Here is an 18,914-nt window from a genome sequence, read left to right as displayed (position 1 = left end):
CATGGAGCTCGCTCGTCATTTTAAGAAATCAGCCCAGCAAAAAACTGCTTGGTAATCGGCAACCTCTGTGTTTTCGCGGAACCCACAGAAGCTGTATCAAGAAGGGAGGGTAGTCTACCCGAATGTACCCTTCAGCTCAAACCTTGCACGTTCGTCGGTGGCCGCCAGTGCAACTGGCCATCTGCCGCTGAGCGCGCGGGCAGGTTGGCCACCGCCAGCAATTGCCCGTCGCGATACAGCAATGGCAGGCGCTGGCGCACGAAGTGCGGGATCTGCGCCTCGTTGAGCAGGCGCTTGAGATCGCGCCGGCCACGCCCCGGCGCATCCAGCACTTCGCCCCCTTGGCGATAGGCGATGTGCAGGCTGCCGCCGACAGCGCAGCTGGCCAGCCAGACCTGGCCGTTGCCCGGCAGCGCCAAGGGCAGCGCGGGGTTCGGCCAGGCCAGCGGGCCAGTCGGGGCCTCGAGCCATTGGCCGTCCAGCCACCAGATACGCCCATGGCCACGCTGCACTTGACCGTCGGTCAGGCGCCACAGCGGGCAGGCATCGCCGGCGGCGTCACGCAGGTCGTCCCAGCCCGCCCAGTGGCGGCTGTCCGGCAGCCGGGTACGGCGGCTGAGCCAGGCTTGCAGGGCATTGCGCTGGCGTGCCGGCGACAGGGCCTTGAGCACGGCCAGGTCGAGGGAGGCCAGGCCGAGCCAGGGCAGCGGCGCATTGTCGCAGGCCGGGGCCAGGTCGCTGGCGGCCAGCTCCTCGAGCAAGCCCAGCGCCTCGCCCAGGTGCTCGGCACTGCGCGCCAGATTGGCGTCCACCTGCGGCCAGCGACCGCGCAACAGCGGCAGGACCTCGCCACGGAGAAAGTTGCGGGCAAAGGCGGTGTCGTCATTGGAAGGGTCATCGACCCATGCCAGCCCGTGAGCGTCGGCGTAGGCCTGCAACTGCTGGCGCGACAGCCCCAGCAGCGGCCGCACCAGGCTACCCTGGCCCAGCACCCGATGTTCCGGCATGGCGGACAATCCGCGCAGGCCGGCACCGCGCAGCAGGCGAAAAAGCAGGGTCTCGGCCTGGTCGTCACGGTGCTGGCCGGTGAACAACACCGCACCTGCGCCCAGGCGCTTTGCAAAAGCGTCATAGCGGGCATTGCGGGCCGCCTGTTCGAGGCTGGCGCCGGCGGCGACCTGCACAGGGACTACCTCGAGCTCGACACCCAGGGCGGCACACACCGCCCGGCAGTGATCGGGCCAGGCGTCGGCGGCGGCTTGCAGGCCGTGATGGACGTGGATGGCGCGCAGGGGGGGCGTTGAATGGTTGCGGGAGTAATTGGCAAGCTGGTGCAGGAGGACGGTGGAGTCCAGGCCGCCAGAGAAGGCGACGTACCAGGCGGGGGCGTTGAGCCAAGGGGTGAGGTTGAGCATCAGGGCCTCACAGGGCTTGAGATCGCAGGGGGCGCTTGGCGCCCCTTTCGCGACACAAGGCCGCTCCTACAGACGCGGCCTTGTGTCGCGATAGGGCCGCGAAGCGGCCCCCGGAATCCATCAGAGGCCGTAGCTCATCAGGCGATCGTAACGGCGCTTGAGCAGCGCGTCGTGGTCGAGCTTGCCGAGCATGTCCAGCTGTTCGATCAGGTCGCCACGGATGCTCGCGGCCATCGCGGCCGGGTCGCGGTGGGCGCCGCCCAGGGGCTCGCCAATGACCTTGTCGACGATGTTCAGGCTCTTCAGGCGCTCGGCGGTGATGCCCATGGCCTCGGCGGCGTCGGCAGCCTTGTCGGCGGTCTTCCACAGGATCGAGGCGCAGCCTTCCGGCGAGATCACCGAGTAGGTGGAATACTGCAGCATGTTCAGCTGGTCGCAAACGCCGATGGCCAGCGCGCCGCCGGATCCACCCTCACCGATCACGGTGGCGATGATCGGGGTCTTCAGGCGCGCCATCACGCGCAGGTTCCAGGCAATGGCTTCGCTCTGGTTGCGCTCTTCGGCGTCGATGCCCGGGTAGGCGCCGGGGGTATCGATGAAGGTCAGGATCGGCATCTTGAAGCGCTCGGCCATTTCCATCAGGCGGCAGGCCTTGCGGTAGCCTTCTGGGCGCGGCATGCCGAAGTTGCGGCGTACCTTCTCGCGCACTTCGCGGCCTTTCTGGTGGCCGATGACCATGACTGGCTTGTCGTTAAGGCGCGCGGTACCGCCGACGATCGCGGCGTCGTCGGAGAAATGACGGTCGCCGTGCAGCTCTTCGAACTCGGTGAAGATGTGGTCGATGTAGTCGAGCGTGTACGGACGGCGCGGGTGACGGGCCAGGCGGGCGATCTGCCAGCTGGTCAGGTTGCCGAAGATGCTCTCGGTCAGGGTGCTGCTCTTGTCTTGCAGACGGGCAATTTCATCGCTGATGTTCAGCGAGTTGTCGTTGCCCACCAGGCGCAGCTCTTCGATCTTGGCTTGCAGGTCGGCAATCGGCTGTTCGAAATCGAGGAAATTCGGGTTCATAGGCTTCCGTCTTGGGTCTACGGCCAGGCGGCCGGCCGGTGGATCCGTTTGGCGCCCTACCTTAAGGGATCAGGCGCATAAAGGTCGAGATTAAAATTCGTCGTTTCAACGGTATTGCAGGAAGACGTTCTCACGTCCGAACTGGTCACGCAGCGCCTGAATCAGCCCATCGGCGGGGTCGATGCACCACTGGTCGCCGAATTGCAGCATGGCCTTGGCGTCGCTGCCGGTGTACTCCAGGGTAATCGGGCAGCCACCGCGATGGCGGGTGATCAGCTCGCCTAGCCAGCTCAGGCGGTCGCCCTTGAGCGCTTCATGGCTGATCTTCAGGCGCAGGCTCTCGGCCAGCTTGGTCCGCGCGTCCTCCATGGTCATCACGGTCTTGACCCGTAGGCGCAGGCCGCCGGAGAAGTCGTCGTTGCTCACCTCCCCTTCCACCACCACCATGGCGTCGGTCTGCAGCAGGGCCTGGGCGGCCATGAAGGCGTCGGCGAACAGCGAGGCCTCGATGCGCCCGGAACGGTCATCGAGGGTGACGAAGCCCATCTTGTCGCCTTTCTTGTTCTTCATCACCCGCAGGGCAATGATCATCCCGGCGATGGTCTGGGTGTCGCGGGCCGGCTTGAGGTCGACGATGCGCTGGCGGGCGAAGCGGCGGATCTCGGTCTCGTACTCATCGATCGGGTGGCCGGTGAGGTACAGGCCGAGGGTGTCCTTTTCGCCTTTCAGGCGTTCCTTGAGGGTCAGCTCGCGCACCTTGCGGTGGTTGGCATAGACGTCTACGTCGGCGGCGTCGAACATGCCACCGAACAGGTCGACGTGGCCGCTGTCGGCGGTGTGCGCGGCCTGCTCGGCGGCCTTCACCGCCTCGCCCAGCGCCGACAGCAAGGTTGCCCGGTTGATGTCGATGTTGGCCTGGTAGGCCTTGATCTCATCATGGAAGTGCGGGCCCAGGCGGTCCAGCGCACCGCTGCGGATCAGCGCGTCCAGGGTACGCTTGTTGACCCGCTTGAGGTCGATACGCTCGCAGAAATCGAACAGGTCCTTGAACGGACCGCCTGCGGCGCGCGCCTCGACGATCGCCTCCACCGGGCCCTCGCCCACGCCCTTGATCGCACCCAGGCCATAGACGATACGACCGTCGTTGTTGACGGTGAACTTGAAGTCGGAGAAGTTCACGTCCGGCGCGTCCAGGCGCAGCTTCATGCTGCGCACTTCCTCGACCAGCACCACGACCTTGTCGGTGTTGTGCATATCCGCCGACAGCACCGCGGCCATGAACGGCGCCGGGTGATGGGTCTTCAGCCAGGCGGTCTGGTACGACACCAGGCCGTAGGCGGCGGAGTGGGACTTGTTGAAGCCGTAGCCGGCGAACTTTTCTACCAGGTCGAAGATGTTACCAGCAAGATCGGCATCGATATTGTTGGCCACGCAGCCTTCGATGAAACCGCCGCGCTGCTTGGCCATTTCCTCGGGCTTTTTCTTACCCATGGCCCGGCGCAGCATGTCGGCGCCACCGAGGGTGTAGCCGGCCATCACCTGGGCGATCTGCATCACCTGTTCCTGGTACAGGATGATGCCGTAGGTGGGCGCCAGTACCGGCTTGAGGCCTTCGTACTGGTAGTCCGAGTGCGGGTAGGCCAGCTCCGCGCGGCCATGCTTGCGGTTGATGAAGTCGTCCACCATGCCCGACTGCAGCGGGCCGGGGCGGAACAGCGCCACCAGTGCGATGAGGTCTTCCAGGCAGTCGGGCTTGAGCTTCTTGATCAGCTCCTTCATGCCGCGCGATTCGAGCTGGAACACCGCCGTGGTCTCGGCTTTCTGCAGCAGCTCGTAGGTCTTGCGATCGTCCAGCGGGATGAAGTCGATGTTGACCTCGGGCAGGTTCTTCTTGGCCTGCTCGCGGTTGATGATCTCCATCGCCCACTTGATGATGGTCAGGGTGCGCAGGCCGAGGAAGTCGAACTTCACCAGGCCGGCGGCCTCGACGTCGTCCTTGTCGAACTGGGTCACCAGGCCGCCACCCTCTTCGTCACAGGCGATCGGCGAGAAGTCGGTGAGCTTGGTCGGCGCGATCACCACGCCACCGGCGTGCTTGCCGGTACCGCGGGTGACACCTTCGAGCTTCAAGGCCATGTCCCAGATCTCGCGGGCGTCCTCGTCGCCCTTGAGGAAGTCGCGCAGGATCTCTTCCTGCTCGTAGGCCTTCTCCAGGGTCATGCCCACTTCGAACGGGATCATCTTCGACAGGCGGTCGGCCAGGCCGTAGGACTTGCCCTGCACCCGCGCCACGTCGCGCACCACCGCCTTGGCGGCCATGGTACCGAAGGTGATGATCTGGCTGACCGCGTTGCGCCCGTAGGCCTCGGCCACGTAGTCGATCACCCGGTCGCGGCCATCCATGCAGAAGTCGACGTCGAAGTCGGGCATGGAAATACGTTCAGGGTTGAGGAAACGTTCGAACAGCAGGTCGTAGGCCAGCGGGTCGAGGTCGGTGATCTTCAACACGTAGGCCACCAGCGAACCGGCACCCGAACCCCGCCCCGGGCCAACCGGCACGTCGTTGTTCTTGGCCCACTTGATGAAGTCCATGACGATCAGGAAGTAACCGGGGAAGCCCATCTGGATGATGATGTCCAGCTCGAACTTCAGGCGGTCCAGGTAGACCTGGCGCTTCTCTTCGTAATTGGGCGTGGTCTCCTTCGGCCAGAGCACCGCCAGGCGCTCTTCCAGGCCTTCGTGGGAAACGTGGCGCAGGTAGTCGTCGATGCCCATGCCGTTGGGCGTGGGGAAGTCGGGCAGGAAGTACTTGCCCAGCTGCACGCTGATGTTGCAGCGCTTGGCGATTTCCACGGTGTTGGCGATGGCGTCCGGCAGGTCGCTGAACAGCTCGGCCATTTCCTCGGCGGACTTGAGGTACTGCTGGTCGCTGTAGCCACGCGGGCGACGCGGGTCGTCGAGGGTCCAGCCCTCGCCGATGCACACGCGGGTCTCGTGGGCGTCGAAGTCCGACTGCTTGATGAAACGCACGTCGTTGCTCGCCACCAGCGGCGCGCCGAGCTTGTCGGCCAGGGCCACGGCAGCGTGCACGTATTCCTCGTCACCGGCACGGTTGGTGCGCTGCAGCTCGACGTAGAAGCGCTCGGGGAACATCGCCATCCAGTCAGCGAGCAGGGCCTGGGCTTCGTCCTGACGATTGCTCATCAGGGCCATGCCGATATCGCCTTCCTTGCCCGCGGACAGGGCGATCAACCCTTCGCTGGCCGGGGCGATCCAGTCACGCTGGATGATCACCAGGCCATTGCGCTGGCCGTCGGTCCAGCCGCGCGAGATCAGCTCGGTGAGGTTGCGGTAGCCCTTGGGGTTCATGGCCAGGAAGCAGATGCGCGACAGCGGCGCCTCGGGGTCGGCCCCGGCCAGCCACAGGTCGGCGCCGCAGATCGGCTTGATGCCAGCGCCCATGGCGGTCTTGTAGAACTTCACCAGCGAGCACATGTTGCTCTGGTCGGTGATCGCCACCGCCGGCATGTTCATCCCGGCCAGGGCCTTGGCCAGCGGCTTGATCCGCACCAGGCCGTCGACCAGGGAGAATTCGGAGTGCACGCGAAGGTGAACGAAGGAGACCGACATGGAGGATCCTGTAGCAGAGCTGAACGACAAGGGCGCGATTGTAGCGTAAATGGCGCAGGGTGATCGAAAGCATCGCGGGGCAAGCCCGCTCCCACGCCGGATGATCAAGCATGGGAGCGGGCTTGCCCCGCGATGGGCCTCAAACCAATCAGATCAACGCGTTGCAGACGCCGTCACGGGCCTCCCACGCCGCCCGCACCGGCGCGAACGAACGCCGATGAATGGGCGTCGGCCCGAGCCGGGCCAGGGCTTCCAGGTGCACCGGCGTCGGGTAGCCCTTGTGCCCGCCGATCCCATAGCCTGGGTAGATCAGTTCGAAGGCGCTCATTTCCCGATCGCGGGTGACCTTGGCCAGGATCGAAGCCGCGGCGATGGCCGGCACCTGGGAGTCGCCCTTGACTACCGGTGCCGACGGCACCGCCAGCTTCGGGCAGCGGTTGCCGTCGATCAATGCCAGCTTGGGGGTGACATGCAAGCCTTCCACCGCGCGCTGCATCGCCAGCATGGTGGCCTGGAGGATATTCAGCTGGTCGATCTCCTCGACCTCGGCGCGAGCAATGCAGAAGCTCAGGGCTTTTTCGCAGATCTCGTCGAACAGCGCCTCGCGCCGGGCCTCGGTGAGTTTCTTCGAGTCGTTCAGGCCAAGGATCGGCCGGTTCGGGTCGAGGATCACCGCGGCGGTGACCACCGCGCCGCACAGCGGGCCACGGCCGACCTCGTCGACACCGGCGACCAGGTCCTCGACCAGGTTGAAATCCAGTCCCATCTGCATGTCAGCGGTCCTTGAGCAGGGCGAGCACCGCGTCAGCCGCCTGGTTGGAGGCGTCGCGGCGCAGGGTGCGGTGAATCTGGTCGAAGCTGTCGGTCTGCTGCGAGCCGTCCTCGAGCAAGGGTGCCAAGGTCTGCGCCAAGGCTTCGCTGGTGGCGGCGTCCTGCAGCAGTTCCGGCACCAACAGGCGCTGGGCCAGCAGGTTGGGCAACGACACGTAGGGGCTCTTGACCATGCGCTTGAGGATCCAGTACGTCAGCGGCGCCAGGCGGTAGGCCACTACCATCGGCCGCTTGTACAGCATCGCTTCCAAGGTAGCGGTACCCGAGGCGATCAACACCGCATCGCAAGCCGCCAGGGCCTGGTGCGACTGGCCGTCGAGCAAGGTCAGCGGCAAGTCGCGCCCTTCGAGCATCTGCTCGAGCTGGGCGCGCCGCGCGGCGTTGGCGCACGGCAGCACGAAACGCACGCCGGGCACGCGCTCACGCAGGTGCTGGGCGGCATCCAGGAACAGCGCCCCCAGACGCCCCACTTCGCCGCCCCGGCTACCCGGCATCAGCGCGATGACCGGACCATCGCCCAGGCCCAACTCGGCACGCGCCGCGCCTCGGTCAGCCTCGAGGGGAATGGTGTCGGCCAGCGGATGGCCGACAAAACGCACTGGCACGCCCTGCTCTTCATAGAAGCGCGCCTCGAACGGCAGCAGGGTCAGCATCAGGTCGCAACCCTGGCGAATCTTCAGCACGCGCTTCTGCCGCCAGGCCCAGACCGAAGGGCTGACGTAGTGCACGGTCTTGATCCCGGCCTGGCGCAGCTTGAGTTCGATATTGAGGGTGAAGTCGGGGGCGTCGATGCCGATGAACACATCGGGTCGTTCGTCGATCAGCGTCTGGATCAGCAGCTTGCGGCGCTTGAGCAGCTCGCGCAGACGCCCGAGCACTTCCACCAGGCCCATGACCGCCAGGCGCTCCATGGGGAAGTAGGAGCTCATGCCCTCGGCTTCCATCAGCGGGCCACCCACGCCGATGAAGCGCACATCGGGGTGGCGGGCCTTGATGGCGCGCATCAGGCCGGAACCGAGTATGTCGCCGCTGGCCTCGCCCGCGACCAGCGCAACACAGAGCTGGGCCATGTCAGCGGGTGATGCCGCGGGCGGAGCTGGCGATCGACTGGCGGAACACGTCGACTTGCGGGAACTGCTCGACCAGCTCGTCCAGCTCCTTCAATGCCTCTTCGACGGTCAAGCCCTGGCGGTAGACGATCTTGTAGGCGCGGCGCAGCGCATGCAGCACCTCGTCGCTGAAGCCACGGCGGCGCAGGCCTTCGAAGTTCATGCTGCGGGCCTCGGCGGGGCTGCCGAACACGGTGACGTAGGCCGGTACGTCCTTGCCGATCGCCGTGCCCATGCCGGAGAAGGCGTGAGCGCCGATGTGGCAGTACTGGTGCACCAGGGTGTAGCCGGACAGGATCGCCCAGTCGCCGACATGCACATGGCCCGCCAGCGCGGTGTTGTTGACCAGGATGCAATGGTTGCCGATCACGCTGTCGTGGCCGATGTGGGCATAGGCCATGATCAGGTTGTGGTCGCCCAGGGTGGTCTCCGCGCGGTCCTGGATGGTGCCGCGATGGATGGTGACGCCCTCGCGGATCACGTTGTGGTCACCGATCACCAGGCGCGTCGGCTCACCCTTGTACTTCAGGTCAGGGGTGTCTTCGCCGATCGACGAGAACTGGTAGATGCGGTTGTGCTTGCCAATGCGGGTCGGCCCCTTGAGCACCACGTGCGGCCCGATGACGGTGCCCTCCCCGATTTCCACATCGGGGCCTACGATCGACCAGGGGCCGACCTCGACGCCGTCGGCCAGCTTGGCCGAGGGATCGATGATCGCCCGAGGGTCAATCGAACTCATAGGGAACGTTCCGCGCAAGTGATCTCTGCCGAGCATACCGGCTTGCCGTCGACCAGGGCGCGGCACTCGAACTTCCAGATCATGCTCTTGCGGCTGAGGAACTTGGCTTCCAGCACCAGTTGGTCGCCCGGCAGCACCGGCTGGCGGAAGCGCAGCTTGTCGGAGCCGACGAAGTAGTAGAGGGTGCCGTCGGCAGGTTTCGCGTCGAGCATCTTGAATCCGAGAATCCCGGCCGCCTGGGCCATTGCCTCGATGATCAGCACGCCCGGCATGATCGGATGCGCCGGGAAGTGGCCATTGAAGAACGGCTCGTTGATGCTGACATTCTTGTAGGCACGAATGCTTTGGGCCTCGAAGTCCAGATCCGTGACCCGATCCACCAGCAGGAACGGGTAACGGTGAGGCAGGTATTCGCGAATCTCGTTGATGTCCATCATTTCGGGGGGAAGCCTGTAATAAGAATAGGGAGCGCAGGTGCTGGCAACTGGCGCCTCGTGCACAGGCACAGAGGCGCCGGCCAGCGACTGCTCACGCTCGCTCGGAAAAAGGTATCAGCCTTCTGATGTCGGCTGGCCATCCGAGGTCACGGTGTCGACACGTTTTTCCAACTGCCCGAGACGCTTGGCCATCTCGTCCAGCTGGCGGATACGCGCGGCGCTCTTGCGCCATTCGGCCAGCGGTTGCATGGCCGTGCCGGACGAGTAGCCACCCGGCTCGGTAATCGAGCGGGTCACCATGGTCATTCCGGAGACGAATACGTTATCGCATACGTCGATGTGGCCGACCATGCCGACACCACCGGCGATCATGCAATGCTTGCCGATCTTGGTGCTGCCGGAAATACCGACACAGGCAGCCATCGCGGTGTGGTCACCGACCTGGACGTTGTGGGCGATCTGGATCTGGTTGTCGAGCTTGACCCCGTCACCGATACGCGTATCCGACAGCGCACCGCGGTCTACCGCGGTGTTCACGCCGATTTCGACATCGTCACCCAAGGTGACGCCGCCGATCTGGGCGATCTTGCGCCAGATGCCTTTCTCGTTGGCGAAACCGAAGCCCTCGCCGCCGATCACCGCGCCCGACTGGATCACCACGCGCTTGCCGATGGTCACGTCGTGGTACAGCGTCACCCGCGGGGCGAGCCAGCCACCCTCGCCGATCACGCAACGCGCACCGATGAAGCAGTGGGCACCGACGGTCACGTTGGCATCGATACGCGCGCCGCTCTCGACCACCGCGAACGGGCCGATGCTGGCGCTGGCGTCGACCTGTGCGTCATCCGCCACCACGGCGCTGGGATGAACTCCCGCCACAGCCTTGGGCTTTGGATCGAACAGGTGCGAAAGGCGCGCGTAGGCCAGGTACGGATCGGGCACGATCAGGGCGTTGCCGGCAAAACTTTCGGCGTCCTCGGCCTTGAGCAACACCGCGCTGGCCTGGCTCTCGTCCAGGAACTTGCGGTACTGCTTGTTGGCCAGGAAGCTCAACTGACCCTGGCCGGCCTCCTGCAAGGTGGCCAGCCCGGTGATTTCCAGCGCTTCGGGGCCCTTGAGAGTGGCCCCGAGGGCCTCGGCCAATTGGCCGAGTGTCATCGTCACGGTCATATCAACGCGCTTGGTTCATGCGCTCGATCACCTGGCGGGTGATGTCGTACTGCGGCTTGACGTCGATGACCGCGCCACGTTCGAGCACCAGGTCGAAGCCACCTTTCTTGATCACTTCTTCCACGGCGCCATCGAGCTTGGGCTTGAGCTGCTTGAGCATGTCACGGTCGGCCACGGCCTTGGCTTCGTTGAGTTCCTTGGACTGGAACTGGAAGTCACGGGCCTTTTGCTTGAATTCGAGCTCAAGACGCTCGCGCTCTGGCTGAGGCATCTTGTCGCCGCCCTTGATCAGGCGATCCTGGATGCCCTTGGCGCTGCTTTCCAGGCCCTTGAGCTTGGTCAGCTGCGGGCCGAACTTCTTCTCGGCATCCACGGCGTACTTCTTGGCCGCGTCGGATTCCAGCAGCGCCATCTGATAGTTCAGCACGGCCACTTTCATTTCGGCGAAAGCCGGGGTGGCGACCAGCGCCGCGGCCACGAGGGCCAGTTGGGTCAACTTACGCACGATGCACTCCTGGATAATCCGTTGTCGTTATGCAAGGGCCGACCTTAGAAGGTCTGGCCCAGAGAGAATTGGAACACTTGCGTGTCGGCGTCGTCCGGCTTCTTGATCGGCATCGCCAGGCTGAAGCTCAGCGGGCCCAGCGCGGTGATCCAGGTCACGCCCAGGCCGACGGAGCTGGCCATGTCCGAGAAACCGACCTTGGTGCAGTCCGGCTTGGAGCCGCAGTTGGTGTCGAACACGTTACCCACATCCCAGAACACGGAGGTGCGCAGCGAACGTTGGTCCTTGACGAAAGGCAGCGGGAACAGCAGCTCGACACCACCCTGGACGAGGACGTTACCACCGAACGGCAGCGGATCCTGGTCCGGGTCGGCGATGGTGCCCTGGTTGCCGGTAACGGCGGCGCCGCGGCTCGGCGTACTGCGTGGGCCCAGGGTGCTGTCCTTGAAGCCGCGCACGGAGTTGAAACCACCGGCGTAGTAGTTCTCGTAGAACGGCAGGCCCGAAGTCGAACCGAAACCATCACCATAGCCCAGCTCGGTGTGCAGGCGCAGGGTGTAATCGTTGTTGATTGGCTTGAACAGCTGGCCGCGGTAGTCGAGCTTGTAGAACGACAGGTCGCTGCCCGGCACGGTGGTTTCCAGGGTCAGGCTCTGCGAGTGACCGCGGGTGGCCAGCACGCCCTTGTTCAGGGTGGACTCGGACCAACCGATCGACGCCTTGAAGTTGAGGAAGCTGTCGCCTTCGTCCTGGATGAACTTGAAGATCTCGTCCACGGTGTAGCGACCGGTCTTCAGTTTGTCCTGCTGCACGGTCAGGCCGTAGGTCAGGCGCGAGGTTTCGCTGATCGGGTAACCAAGGCTGACACCGGCACCGAGGCTGTCCACCGCGTAGCTGGCCACGTCGACATCGAGGTCGTCGTAGTCGGTGCTGCGGTAGAAGGCGTTGTAGCCCAGGCTCACACCGTCGGCGGTGAAGTAGGGATCGACGAAGCCGAAGTTGTAGCGGGTCTGGTATTCGGAACGGGTCAGGCCGATGGAGACCTTGTTACCGGAGCCCAGGAAGTTACTCTGGCTGATCGAGCCGCCGAGGATCAAGCCGGCGCTCTGGGCGAAACCGACGCTGGCGGTGATCGAGCCGGAGGCCTGTTCCTCGACGCTGTAGTTGACGTCGACCTGGTCGTCGGTGCCCGGCACCGGCGGGGTCTCGACGTTGACTTCCTTGAAGAAGCCCAGGCGCTCGAGGCGGGTCTTGGACTGGTCGATCAGGTAGGTCGAGGCCCAGCCGCCTTCCATCTGGCGCATCTCGCGACGCAGCACCTGGTCTTCGGTCTTGGTGTTGCCGCGGTAGTTGATGCGGTTGACGTAGGCACGCTTGCCCGGATCGACGACGAACATGATGTCGACGGTGTGATCTTCGTCGTTCGGCTGTGGCACGCCGTTGACGTTGGCGAAGGTGTAGCCTTCGTTACCCAGGCGACGGGTGATCAGGTCGGACGTGGTGGTCATCACCTTGCGCGAAAACACCTGGCCCGGCTGCACCAGCAGCAACGACTTGACCTGGTCTTCAGGCACCTTGAGGTCACCGGAGAGCTTCACGTCGCGGACGGTGTACTTCTCGCCTTCGTTGATGTTGACGGTGATGTAGACGTGCTTCTTGTCCGGGGTGATCGACACCTGGGTGGAGGCGATGTCCATGTTGATGTAGCCGCGATCCAGGTAGTAGGAACGCAGGCGCTCCAGGTCACCGGAGAGTTTTTCGCGGGCGTACTTGTCGTCGTTCTTGAAGAACGACAGCCAGTTGGTGGTCTTGAGTTCGAACAGCTGGCCCAGGGTCTCGTCGTCGAAGACCGTGTTGCCCACCACGTTGATGTGCTGGATCGCGGCCACGGTGCCTTCGTTGATCTTGATCTTCAGACCGACACGGTTGCGCGGCTGCGGCACCACCTCGGCGTCGACCTCGGCCGAGTAGCGGCCCTGGGCCACGTACTGGCGCTGCAGTTCGTTACGCACGCCTTCGAGGGTCGCGCGCTGGAAGATTTCGCCTTCGGCCAGGCCCGACTGCTTCAGGCCCTTCATCAGGTCTTCGGTGCTGATCGCCTTGTTGCCTTCGATCTCGATGCTCGACACCGATGGGCGCTCGACCACGTTGATGATCAGGACATTGCCGTCGCGGTTCAGCTGAATGTCCTGGAAGAAACCGGTCTTGAACAGCGAGCGGGTCGAATCGACCAGGCGGCGGTCGTCGACCTGGTCACCGACGTTCAGTGGCAAGGCGCCGAACACGCTGCCGGCGGAGACCCGCTGCAAGCCGTTGACACGGATATCGGAGATGGTGAAGGACTCGGCGTGAACTTCAGCGATCATCAGTGCGGAGAGCACCGCAGTTAGCAGCAGACGTTTCATGAAGTCCTTTTATTCCAACTGGCAATAAACAACCCGCCGCGACAGGGCGGCAGGTTTTCGCGATTGAGCGAAGCTTTTTATAGTCGACCCAGATCATTGATCAGGGCGAGCAACATCACCCCGACGACCAAACTGATACCGATCTGGACCCCCCAACCTTGCACCCGATCCGAGAGCGGACGACCGCGCGCCCACTCGATCAGGTAGAACAGCAAATGCCCCCCATCCAGTACCGGGATGGGCAGCAGGTTCAGAACCCCCAGGCTTATGCTCAGATAGGCCAGGAAATTCAGGAAATCCCCGACGCCCGACTGGGCTGAAGCGCCCGCCACTTTAGCAATGGTTATCGGTCCGCTCAAGTTTTTTACCGAGAGCTCCCCGAACAGCATTTTCTTCAGCGATTCGAGGGTCAGAACACTCATGTTCCAGGTGCGGGAAAGGCCCTCGCCCACCGCTTCCAGCGGGCCATAGCTGACCTCGCGGAGCATCTGCGCCGGCCATTGCGTGGCCTTCACGCCTGCTCCCAGGTAGCCGCCGGCGGCCTTGCCTTCGCCCTTGCGGGCCAGGGTCACCGGCACCTCGAGCGAAGCGCCGTCACGCTCGATCCGCAGGCTCACCTGGCGCTGCGGGCGGGCACGCACGGCGTCGACCACTTGCTGCCAGTCGGCGAGGGCCACGCCGTCCAGGGCCAGCAGCTTGTCGCCGGCCTTGAGCCCGGCGGCGGCCGCCGGCCCCTTGGGGTCGATCTCGGCCAGCACCGGCGCGACCGCCGGACGCCACGGACGCAGGCCGAGGGACTGGATCGGATCCGGCTCGTCGACACCCTTGAGCCAGTGGCTCAAGGTGATGTCGTGCTGATGCTCGGCAGTCGCGCCTGCGTCGACCACACCCACCCGCAGGGTGCCGCTCTCGCCAAGGCGCCGCACCAGCTGCAGGTTGACTGCCGACCAGCCGGTGGTCGGCTCGCCATCAATGGAAACAATTTCCTGGCCGACATTCAGACCGGCGGTTGCCGCCAGGCTGCCCGCCTCCACCGCGCCAATGACCGGCCGCACCTGCTGCGAGCCGAGCATGGCGACCACCCAGAAGAACAGGATGGCGAGCAGGAAGTTGGCGATCGGACCGGCGGCGACGATGGCAATGCGCTGGCGCACCGACTTGCGGTTGAACGACTGCTCGACCAGCGCTGGCGGCACTTCGCCCTCGCGCTCATCGAGCATCTTGACGTAACCCCCCAGCGGAATCGCCGCGACCACGAACTCGGTGCCTTGGCGGTCATGCCAGCGCAGCAGCGGCGTGCCGAAGCCCACCGAGAAGCGCAGCACCTTGACCCCACAGCGGCGCGCCACCCAGAAGTGGCCGAACTCGTGGAAGGTGACCAGCACACCCAGCGCAATCAGGGTACCGATGATCATGTAGAGCGCAGTCATGTCCAATCTCCGGGTGACAGTCGGCGGGGCGTGCCGCTGGCGTCAGCGGCCGTGGCGCCGCAACCACTCCCGGGACAGTTCCCGGGCACGTTGATCGGCGGCGAACACCGCCTCGAGCGTAGGCAGCGAGACCACCGGCTCCTGGTCGAGTACCTGCTCGATCATACTCGCGATCTCCGGGAAGCGAATACGCCCCTGCAGGAACGCATCCACCGCCACCTCGTTGGCGGCATTGAGCACCGCCGGCGCACTGTTGCCGGCCTCGGCAGCCTGACGTGCCAGGCGCAGGCAAGGGAAGCGCTGTTCGTCGGGGGCCTGGAAATCCAGACGGGCGATGGCGAACAGGTCCAGCGGCGCGACGCCCGAGTCGATACGCTCCGGCCAGGCCAGGGCGTTGGAGATCGGCGTGCGCATGTCCGGGTTGCCCAGCTGGGCCAGCACGGAGCCGTCGATGTAGTCGACCAGCGAGTGGATGACGCTTTGCGGGTGCACCACCACTTCCACCTGGGACGGCTTGGCATCGAACAGCCAGCACGCCTCGATCAGCTCCAGGCCCTTGTTGAGCATGCTCGCCGAATCGACCGAGATCTTGCGGCCCATGGACCAGTTGGGATGGGCGCAGGCCTGCTCGGGCGTGACGTTGAGCAGCGCTTCGGCCGGGGTATCGCGGAACGGGCCACCAGAGGCGGTCAGCAGGATCCGCCGCACCCCCACGTTGCCCAGGCCACGGGCGAAGTCGCCGGGCATGCACTGGAAGATCGCGTTGTGCTCGCTGTCGATCGGCAGCAGCACCGAACCGCTGCGACGCACCGCGTCCATGAACAAGGCGCCGGACATCACCAGGGCCTCCTTGTTGGCCAGCAGCACCTTCTTGCCCGCCTCGACCGCCGCCAGGGTCGAACGCAGGCCCGCGGCGCCGACGATGGCCGCCATCACCGCGTCCACTTCCGACGCCGACGCCACCTGGCAGAGCCCGGCCTCGCCTTCCAGCACCTCGGTGGCGCAACCCGCCGCGGCCAGCCCGTCGCGCAAGCGCGCGGCGGCCTCGGCGCTCGGCACCACGGCGAATGCCGGGCGGTGACGCACGCACAGGGCCAGCAACTCGTCGATGCGCGAATAGCCGCTCAGGGCGAACACCTGGTAACGCTCAGGATGGCGTGCGATGACATCCAGGGTGCTCAGGCCGATCGAGCCGGTAGCCCCGAGCACGGTAATACGTTGCGCACGATTCACATTACACCCCATTCGGCAGCCCACAGCAGTACGGCAAACATCGGAATCGCCGCGGTCAGGCTGTCGATGCGATCGAGCACGCCGCCGTGCCCCGGCAGCAGGTTGCTGCTGTCCTTGATGCCTTCGCGGCGCTTGAACATGCTCTCGGTCAGGTCACCGACCACCGAGGACATGACCACCACCACCGCGCCCAGCAGGCCCAGCAGGATCTGGCCAAAGCCCCAGTCGCGGGCCAGGCCCACGCCCAAGGTGATCAGCAGGCTGACCAGCAGGCCGCCATAGACGCCCTCCCAGCTCTTGCCCGGGCTGACCTGGGGCGCCAGCTTGCGCTTGCCGAAAGCACGCCCGGAGAAATAGGCACCGATGTCGGCGGCCCAGACCAGCACCATGACCGCCAGGATCAGCCAGTTGCCCAGCGGCCAGTGCTTGAGCAGCACCAGGCCCTGCCAGGCCGGCAGCAGCACCAACAAGCCGATCAGCAGGCGGCAGGCGGCGCTGCTCCACAGCTCGTTGCTGCGCGGATAGGTCAGCACCAGCCAGGTCGCCAGCGCCCACCAGATCACCGAGGCGCCCAGCACCCAGGGGGCGAGGTCCGGCATCAGGTAGAGCAGCATCGACCCACCAGCCACCACGGCGGCGTAGGCGATGCGCAGCGGCTGCGCCACCAGCCCAGCCAGGCGCGCCCACTCCCAGGCCCCGAGCGTGACCACGAAGCCGATGAACAGGGCGAAATCCCCGCCATTGAGCAGGAAGAAACCGCCCAGTGCGATCGGCAACAGGATCAGCGCGGTAATGATGCGTTGTTTAAGCATTAAGCACGGGCTCCAGCCTCGACCTGCTCGCTGGTCTTACCGAAGCGGCGCTGGCGCGAAGCGAAATCGGCCAGCGCGTTGCGCATGGCCTCGTGTTTGAAGTCCGGCCAGTACAGGTCGGAGAAGTACAGCTCGGCGTAGGCCAGCTGCCATAGCAGGAAGTTGCTGATGCGGTGTTCGCCACCGGTACGAATGCACAGGTCGGGCAGCGGCAGGTCGCCGGTGGCCAGGCACGCCTGCAACAGCTCGGGGGTGATGTCATCCGGGCGCAGGTGCCCGGCCTGGACTTCCCGCGCCAGGCGCTGCGCGGCCTGGGCGATATCCCACTGGCCACCATAGTTGGCGGCGATCTGCAGGATGAAGCGGTTACTGCCGGCGGTCGCCGCCTCGGCCTCGCGCATGGCCGCTTGCAACTCCGGATGGAAGCGCGAACGGTCGCCGATGATGCGCAGGCTGATGTTGTTGTCGTTCAGGCGCTTGGCCTCGCGACGCAGCGCCGAGAAGAACAGCTCCATCAGTGCACCGACCTCTTCGGCCGGGCGCTGCCAGTTCTCGCTGGAGAAGGCGAAGAGCGTGAGCACCTCGACCTTCGCCTCGGCGCACACTTCGATCACCGCGCGCACGGCATCGACACCGGCCTTGTGCCCGGCGACGCCGGGCAGCAGGCGCTTCTTCGCCCAGCGGTTGTTGCCATCCATGATGATCGCGACATGACGCGGCACCGAGGACGGCGCCGCTGGCTTGGTCTTTTCCATTAAAGAGCAACCCTGGCCTCAAACGGCCATCAGGTCCTTTTCCTTGGCCTTGAACGCGGCGTCGACTTCAGCGACGTACTTGTCGGTCAGCTTCTGGATCTCGTCGGCGGCGCGACGCTCTTCGTCTTCGCTGATTTCCTTGTCCTTGGTCAGCTTCTTGAGGTCGGCCAGGGCATCGCGGCGCACGTTGCGCACGGCGACCTTGGCGTCTTCGGACACAGCGCTGGCCTGCTTGGTGTAGCCCTTGCGGGTTTCCTCGGTCAGGGCCGGCATCGGTACGCGAATGGTGGTGCCGGCGCTGGACGGGTTCAGGCCCAGGTCGGACGTCAGGATGGCCTTCTCGATGGCCGCGCTGAGGTTCTTGTCGTGAGCGACGATTTTCAGGGTACGTGCGTCCTCGACGGTGATCGCGGCCACCTGGTTCAGCGGCATGTCGCTACCCCAGGCAGGGACCTTGACGCTGTCCAGGATGCTCGGGTGGGCGCGACCGGTGCGGATCGCCGCCAGGTTACGGGCCAGTGCCTCGATGGACTTGCCCATGCGCTCCTGGGCGTCTTTCTTGATTTCGTTGATCATTTTTGAACTTCCTCGATCAGAGTTCCTTCCGCGCCGCCATGCACGATGTTCAGCAGGGCGCCGGGCTTGTTCATATTGAAGACACGCAGCGGCATCTGGTGGTCGCGGCACAGGCAGATTGCCGTCAGGTCCATCACGCCCAGCTTGCGATCCAGCACTTCATCGTAGGTCAGATGATCGAACTTCTCGGCATGCGGGTCCTTGAATGGATCTGCAGTGTATACACCATCGACCTTGGTTGCCTTCAAAACCACGTCGGCATCGATCTCGATGGCGCGCAGGCAAGCGGCGGAGTCGGTGGTGAAGAACGGGTTGCCGGTACCGGCGGCGAAGATCACGACTTCCTTGGCGTTCAGGTGGCGCATGGCCTTGCGACGATCGTAGTGATCGGTCACGCCAACCATGGAGATGGCCGACATGACGATGGCGGTGATGTTCGCCCGCTCCAGCGCGTCGCGCATGGCCAGGGCATTCATCACGGTTGCCAGCATGCCCATGTGGTCACCGGTGACGCGATCCATGCCGGCTGCACTGAGCGCCGCGCCACGGAACAGGTTACCACCACCAATCACCAGGCCGACCTGAACGCCGATACCGACCAGCTGGCCGACTTCCAGCGCCATGCGATCCAGGACCTTGGGGTCGATCCCGAACTCTTCCGAGCCCATCAGGGCCTCGCCGCTAAGTTTGAGTAGAATGCGTTTATAGCGAGCCTGATAACCACTGCCCTGCTGAGCCATTGCGAATCTCTCCTGCGGCGTTTGTAAAATTCTGGCGGGCTGCTTGAGCCTGCATGTAA

16 protein-coding genes are annotated in these 18,914 nt (G+C 64.8%); all 16 read right to left on the bottom strand.

Going from position 1 to position 18,914, the window contains the following annotated elements:
• Positions 1 to 131: 131 nt before the first annotated feature.
• Positions 132 to 1,415 carry a tRNA lysidine(34) synthetase TilS gene (gene tilS, locus NJG22_RS12125; protein ID WP_253094805.1) on the bottom strand — a complete coding sequence of 428 codons (1,284 nt, stop codon included), beginning with the start codon at positions 1,413 to 1,415 and terminating at the stop codon, positions 132 to 134.
• 120 nt (positions 1,416 to 1,535) lie between these two features.
• Positions 1,536 to 2,483 carry an acetyl-CoA carboxylase carboxyltransferase subunit alpha gene (locus tag NJG22_RS12120; RefSeq protein ID WP_253094803.1) on the bottom strand — a complete coding sequence of 316 codons (948 nt, stop codon included), beginning with the start codon at positions 2,481 to 2,483 and terminating at the stop codon, positions 1,536 to 1,538.
• Between the two features lie 105 nt (positions 2,484 to 2,588).
• Positions 2,589 to 6,113 (bottom strand): DNA polymerase III subunit alpha, encoded by a 3,525-nt coding sequence (gene dnaE, locus NJG22_RS12115; RefSeq protein ID WP_253094800.1) that lies wholly within the window; start codon positions 6,111 to 6,113, stop codon positions 2,589 to 2,591.
• A gap of 148 nt (positions 6,114 to 6,261) precedes the next feature.
• Positions 6,262 to 6,885, bottom strand: coding sequence for a ribonuclease HII (gene rnhB / locus NJG22_RS12110; protein WP_253094799.1), 624 nt, complete (start codon positions 6,883 to 6,885; stop codon positions 6,262 to 6,264).
• Between the two features lies 1 nt (position 6,886).
• A complete protein-coding gene (gene lpxB, locus NJG22_RS12105; RefSeq protein WP_253094797.1) occupies positions 6,887 to 8,014 on the bottom strand; it encodes a lipid-A-disaccharide synthase in 1,128 nt (375 codons plus the stop codon).
• 1 nt (position 8,015) lies between these two features.
• The gene (gene lpxA, locus NJG22_RS12100) at positions 8,016 to 8,792 is read right to left on the bottom strand and encodes an acyl-ACP--UDP-N-acetylglucosamine O-acyltransferase (RefSeq protein ID WP_253094794.1); all 777 of its coding nucleotides are present in this window, start codon (positions 8,790 to 8,792) and stop codon (positions 8,016 to 8,018) included.
• Positions 8,789 to 9,229 (bottom strand): 3-hydroxyacyl-ACP dehydratase FabZ, encoded by a 441-nt coding sequence (gene fabZ / locus NJG22_RS12095; RefSeq protein ID WP_003252314.1) that lies wholly within the window; start codon positions 9,227 to 9,229, stop codon positions 8,789 to 8,791. The genes lpxA and fabZ overlap by 4 nt, the downstream gene beginning before the upstream one ends.
• Positions 9,230 to 9,343: 114 nt before the next feature.
• Positions 9,344 to 10,399: a UDP-3-O-(3-hydroxymyristoyl)glucosamine N-acyltransferase gene (gene lpxD, locus NJG22_RS12090; protein ID WP_253094792.1), complete on the bottom strand. Its 1,056-nt coding sequence runs from the start codon at positions 10,397 to 10,399 to the stop codon at positions 9,344 to 9,346.
• Between the two features lies 1 nt (position 10,400).
• Positions 10,401 to 10,904 (bottom strand): OmpH family outer membrane protein, encoded by a 504-nt coding sequence (locus NJG22_RS12085; RefSeq protein WP_023629834.1) that lies wholly within the window; start codon positions 10,902 to 10,904, stop codon positions 10,401 to 10,403.
• A 44-nt stretch (positions 10,905 to 10,948) separates the two neighbouring features.
• Positions 10,949 to 13,309 (bottom strand): outer membrane protein assembly factor BamA, encoded by a 2,361-nt coding sequence (bamA, locus tag NJG22_RS12080; protein ID WP_134689529.1) that lies wholly within the window; start codon positions 13,307 to 13,309, stop codon positions 10,949 to 10,951.
• A gap of 77 nt (positions 13,310 to 13,386) precedes the next feature.
• On the bottom strand, positions 13,387 to 14,739 hold the full coding sequence (gene rseP / locus NJG22_RS12075) for a sigma E protease regulator RseP (protein WP_253094790.1): 1,353 nt from the start codon (positions 14,737 to 14,739) through the stop codon (positions 13,387 to 13,389).
• Between the two features lie 42 nt (positions 14,740 to 14,781).
• Complete coding sequence (ispC, locus tag NJG22_RS12070) at positions 14,782 to 15,972, bottom strand: 1-deoxy-D-xylulose-5-phosphate reductoisomerase (RefSeq protein WP_253094788.1); 1,191 nt, start codon at positions 15,970 to 15,972, stop codon at positions 14,782 to 14,784.
• On the bottom strand, positions 15,969 to 16,784 hold the full coding sequence (locus NJG22_RS12065; RefSeq protein WP_253094786.1) for a phosphatidate cytidylyltransferase: 816 nt from the start codon (positions 16,782 to 16,784) through the stop codon (positions 15,969 to 15,971). Before NJG22_RS12065 ends, ispC begins: the two co-directional genes overlap by 4 nt.
• On the bottom strand, positions 16,784 to 17,539 hold the full coding sequence (gene uppS, locus NJG22_RS12060; RefSeq protein ID WP_253094784.1) for a polyprenyl diphosphate synthase: 756 nt from the start codon (positions 17,537 to 17,539) through the stop codon (positions 16,784 to 16,786). The genes NJG22_RS12065 and uppS overlap by 1 nt, the downstream gene beginning before the upstream one ends.
• A gap of 18 nt (positions 17,540 to 17,557) precedes the next feature.
• Entirely contained in the window at positions 17,558 to 18,115 is a 558-nt protein-coding gene (frr, locus tag NJG22_RS12055; RefSeq protein WP_253094782.1) for a ribosome recycling factor, read from the bottom strand.
• Positions 18,112 to 18,855 carry a UMP kinase gene (gene pyrH / locus NJG22_RS12050; protein ID WP_217849543.1) on the bottom strand — a complete coding sequence of 248 codons (744 nt, stop codon included), beginning with the start codon at positions 18,853 to 18,855 and terminating at the stop codon, positions 18,112 to 18,114. The genes frr and pyrH overlap by 4 nt, the downstream gene beginning before the upstream one ends.
• Between the last annotated feature and the right edge of the window lie 59 nt (positions 18,856 to 18,914).

Origin of the sequence: Pseudomonas sp. VA159-2 (genome assembly GCF_024126635.1) — a bacterium.
Taxonomy (GTDB): Bacteria; Pseudomonadota; Gammaproteobacteria; order Pseudomonadales; family Pseudomonadaceae; genus Aquipseudomonas; species Aquipseudomonas muyukensis.
Note: the sequence above shows the minus strand (reverse complement) of the source record. Positions and strands in the feature narration are given on the sequence as shown.